At 51.5% G+C, this 4,921-nt stretch carries 4 protein-coding genes; all 4 read right to left on the reverse strand.

What is annotated here, in order from left to right:
* On the reverse strand, positions 1-357 hold a 357-nt coding region (locus Q7V48_07800), incomplete at its 3' end, for an ABC transporter permease (GenBank protein MDO9210637.1).
* A 110-nt stretch (positions 358-467) separates the two neighbouring features.
* Positions 468-1,994, reverse strand: a complete 1,527-nt coding sequence (locus Q7V48_07805) for an ABC transporter substrate-binding protein (GenBank protein MDO9210638.1) — start codon at positions 1,992-1,994, stop codon at positions 468-470.
* A gap of 104 nt (positions 1,995-2,098) precedes the next feature.
* The gene (locus Q7V48_07810) at positions 2,099-3,763 is read right to left on the reverse strand and encodes an amidohydrolase (protein MDO9210639.1); all 1,665 of its coding nucleotides are present in this window, start codon (positions 3,761-3,763) and stop codon (positions 2,099-2,101) included.
* A 22-nt stretch (positions 3,764-3,785) separates the two neighbouring features.
* The coding region (locus tag Q7V48_07815; protein MDO9210640.1) for an aminotransferase class III-fold pyridoxal phosphate-dependent enzyme at positions 3,786-4,921 on the reverse strand (1,136 nt) is incomplete at its 5' end.

Below are 4,921 nucleotides of genomic sequence, written 5' to 3' on the forward strand. Positions count from 1 at the left end.
ATAAATTCCCAGAGGGATGGAGAAGATGACGGCGAAAAATATAGCAAGGATGGCCAGGGGAATGGTTACTGGCAAGCGCGAGGCGATCAAGGTGCTGATGGGGACTTCATAGGTAATCGACCGGCCAAAATCCCCCCGGACCAAAGCCCTAAGCCAATTCCAATACTGGATTGCGAGGGGCTGGTCCAGTCCTAATTTATGGCGTAGCTCCTGCAAATTTTCGGGGGTGGCCTGAATGCCCAAAATGATCTGGGCCGGATCTCCCGGGATGACCTGGAGGACAATGAAGATCATCCCGGAAACCAGAAGAAGAGTGGCGATCAAAATGAGGATGCGTTTGCCGAGAAAAGCGAACATAGGAATTCATTGGACGCAGATAACCGCAGATAACCGCAGATACTAAAATCTTTAGTTTCTTTTCTATTGAATATCCGTTTTTTCTGCGTTGATCTGCGTCCCATTATTTTTTATTTCTGCAGGTAAACTTCCGTGGCGTCGGCGGCGATCGTGGGATAATCTTTCCACCAGTTCGTTACCTCTTTTTTCATCGCCGGCAGAGCCGGATAGACAAAAAGGTACGCATTGACAAAGTCATCGGCAAGCATCCGCTGCGCTTCCTCATAAATCTTTTTCCGGGCCGGTTCACTCATTTCCTCTTCAGCTTTTTTTATTAGCTCCTGAAAATTGGGATTGTGGTAACGGAAGTAATAATTCGGCCGTGCATAAATTTCGATGTCGAAGGGTTCGGCATGGCCGATGACCGTCAGATCATATTCAGCATTCTTGAAAATCCGGTCAATCCATTGGCCCCACTGGATAACCTCAAGGGTTAACTTGATTCCCACCTTGGAAAGCTGGTCGGCTATAATCTCTCCTGATCTCCGCGCATAGGCATAAGGCTCGGGAAGTTTAAGTACCGCTTCGAATCCATTGGGATAACCTGCCTCCGCCAAGAGTTTTTTAGCTTTCTCCAGATTGTAAGGATAGAGCCCTGAAAGGTCTATATAATAAGGGTTGGTTGGGTCCATATGACTGCCGATGGGAGATCCATACCCCGCCACGGCCCCCTCGATGATCGCCTTCCGGTCGATGGCTAGGGTGATGGCCTGGCGAACCCGTGGGTCATTGAAGGGTTTCCGGGAGTTGTTGATGGCCATGATAACGTCCGTGGTGGTGTGACCCTTAAGCACTTTAAAACGCGGGTCCTTCTCCAGCATAGGAGCATTTTCCGGACTCAGGTCATAAGCAAGTACATCCACATCCCCCGCACGGAGGGCGGCCAGCTGCGCACTGGGATCAGGGATGAATTTAAAAACTACCTTTTCCAGGTAAGGAATTCCTTTGACGTAATAGTCGGGGTTCCTGACCATAACCACACTGTCTCCCCGCTTCCATTCGACAAATCGGAAAGGGCCGGTCCCGACGGGCTGGCTTTTCAGACGGTCTATGGCTTGCCGGGAAACAATCACGGCATCGCCCCTTGCTACATTAAAAAGAAAGTTAGAATCGAATTTTTTCACTTTAAACTTCACGGTCAAAGGATTGATGACCTGGATGGATTCTACCCCCATGTAATATTTCCGATTGACGGCGGCCGTCTTGGGGTCTAAAAGTCTTTCGAAAGAAAATTTCACGTCTTCGGCTGTGCAGGGGCTCCCATCATGAAACTTGATCCCTTGGTACAGATTGAAGGTGTATTCTCTTCCATCCTTAGAAATGTTGTAACTTTTCGCCAGAGCGGGGACTACTTTACCATTGCGGTCAACCTTGAGCAGACCTTCCAGCATGTTGTAGTGGACCACTCGCTTGATCGTGGCCGCCGGGCTTGTAGTCGGATCCAATCCGGGAGGCTCAGCCGAGAGGGCAATGGTCAGTGTCCCTCCATAAATTGGTTTTTGCGCCAGGGCCTCGGAGGAAAAAATCCCCCCCAGGATCAGGCTGAAAAAAATCAGAGAAAGTCCAAAAAAGTTTCCCTTTTTTATCTGCTTTCCCATCTTAAAATTTCCTCCTTAAGAAAAGAAAATAGTCATTAAGTCATTGGTCATTGATCATTGCCTTTGGCCCATCGCCTATTGCCTATCGCTTATCGCCTTGTGCCTCACGCCTTTCTATATTCTATTCTTCCCCCGACCATGGTCATCTCCACCGGGATGTCCTTAATCTCATCGGGGGTCACCCGCCGCGGATCTTCGCCCAAAATAACCAGGTCAGCCACTTTCCCGGTAGTGATCGACCCTTTGAGATTTTCTTCGAAAGAAGCATAGGCCGAAGCCATGGTGTAAAGATAGATGGCTTCATCAACAGAGATCTTCTGCTCGGCCCCCAATACTTCTCCGGTCGCACTCTTACGGGTGACGCAGCTTTGAATCCCCAGGAGCGGCTCATAAGGCCCACAGGGATTATCCGAGCTTCCAGAGACCGGGATGCCATAATCCAGGAAAGATCGGTGGGCGAACATCATTTCCACCCGCTCCTGACCATAATAAAGGATCATTTTTTCCCCGTGATAGTGGATATAGGAGCCAAAGGGGACGGCCAAAAGCTTGAGTTGCTTCATGCGTTTCAGGATTCCCCGGTTAACCACCGTGCAGTGTTCCAGGCGGTGGCGGTGGTCCTTTCGGGGATATTTTCTCAGGGCTTTTTCAAACCCGTCCAGGGTCATTTCAATGGCTCGATCTCCGTTGGCATGGACACAGACCTGGAATCCAGCTTGATGACCCCTGAGGATGGATTCATGCAGGGCCTCCTCGGATTCTGCGACCAGAATCCCCTTATTCTGGGTTCCAATGTACGGTGCAGAGAGGAAGGCCGTGCGGCCGGCAATGGCCCCGTCGGCGATGATCTTGATCCCGCCAACCTTCAGCCATTCATCCCCAAATCCCGTCTTCAGCCCCAGGGCCTGGAGGTGGGGAAGATATTCATAGGTAATGAGCATATAGACGCGCAATCTGAGTTCCCTCTTCTTCCATACTTCCTGGTAGGTATCCAAGGTCATGGCGGAGACTAAGGCGTCGTTTACGCTGGTAATTCCCGAAGCCAGGTATTGGTCACAGGCTATGCGTAAACCTTTTATTCGATCTTTCAGAGAAAAGGGAGGAATAATCGGAGGCTGGCCGGTCATACCTTCAAAAATATAGGCAAACTCCGCCCGCTCATAAAGGATACCATTCAACTTCCCGGTTCGAGGATCGCGCCCGTAGGCTCCTCCTTTCGGATCGGGGGAATCTTCAGCAACGCCCCCCGCTTGCAACCCTTTGCTGTTCGTTACACCCCAGTGGCCGCTAACATGTTGGATAAACACCGGGTGGTCAGGGGAAACTTCATCAAGATCCCCGCGGTTCAAAAGGCGTTGGTCAACTGTTTTAGTGTCATCGTAGCCCACGCCCCGGATCCACTCTCCCGAAGGCTTACGTTTGGCTTCCTTCCGGACTACCCGCTGGATATGGGTGATTGACCTACAGAGTTTCGGGTTGCAGTCAATTTGCAGGAGGTTTGTTCCCTCTTGGGATAAATGTTGATGGGAATCGATGAAGCCAGGCGTGACCGTACGTCCTTGGAGGGCAATGGTTTTGGTCTTTCCCCCGGCCAGAGCTTTGATTTCTGCATCCCTCCCTACTTTTAAAAACCGGCCACTTTTAATGGCTACAGCCTGGGCTTTCGGCCTCCTTGGGTCCATGGTAAGAATATTCCCGCCCCAGAGGATGACCTCAGCAGTCATTTCCTTGGGCAAGGAATACGCTTTTCGGATCATTTTCTCCGTCATAATCCTTCCTTGAATGCACCTTTCAGCCTGCCTGCGTATCCGCATACTCCAATACTTTATCGATCACCCTTAACCCTTCTCGAAGTTCGTCCTCTTTTATGCAAAGCGGGGGGGCAATGAATAGGAAATTCCAGCGCACGGTTGTATAAACGCCTCCTTCCAGCAGACGTTTGTTGATCTCCCGGCTGATAGCCGCCTCCGCCCCCATGGCGTTCCACTTTACCAGGGGTTCACGGGTTTTTTTATCTTTGACCAGCTCGATGGCCCAAAAAAGGCCAATCCCGCGGACATCTCCTACACACCTGTGTTTGGCTTTCAAGGCCTCCAGCTCTCGGCGGACTACTTCGCCCATGGCCACGGTGTTCTCTATCAATCTATCTTCTTTGTATACTTGCAAAGTGGCGATGGCAGCGCCGCAAGCCAGAGGGTGGGCATTGTAGGTTAAGCCTGCGTAAAGCATCTGCTGGTCTAATACATCCGTAATTTTTTTGGAAAGGGCCACGGCGCCCAGAGGCACATATCCTGAAGTCAAACCTTTGGCCATCGTAATCATATCCGGGATTACCTTCCAATGGTCCACGCCAAACCACTTTCCCGTTCGCCCAAATCCACACATGACTTCATCGGCAATCAGCAGCACCCCATTTTGCGTGCAGATCTCCCGCAGTTTCTGCAGGTACCCATCCGGAGGGACGATGAGACCATTACTGCCCACCACCGTCTCCACCAATACGGCCGCCACGGTCTCCGGCGTTTCGTATTGGATGACTTCGGCCACGGATGCCGCGCAACGAAGATCGCATGATGGGTAAGTAAGCCCGAATGAACAGCGGTAGCAATAAGGATCGAAGACCCGAACGACCCCGGGCATGGCGGGTTCAACGGGCGGCCTCCGCGGATCTCCCGACAAAGCAATGGCCCCATAAGTAGCCCCGTGATAGGAGCGGTAGCGGGTGACGATCTTCCATTTCTTGGTGTAAGCCCGGGCCATTTTTACAGCATTTTCATTGGCGTCGGCCCCTCCGAGGGTAAAAAAGAATTTTTTCAGATCACCGGGAGTGACTTCCGCCAAAGCCTTCCCCAAGAAGGAACGGGACTCGTAGGCCACGCCGGGAGCGACAAAGCAGACCTTCTCGGCCTGCTTCCTGATGGCCTCTA

The organism is Deltaproteobacteria bacterium, assembly GCA_030654105.1.
GTDB lineage: Bacteria > Desulfobacterota > SM23-61 > SM23-61 > SM23-61 > JAHJQK01.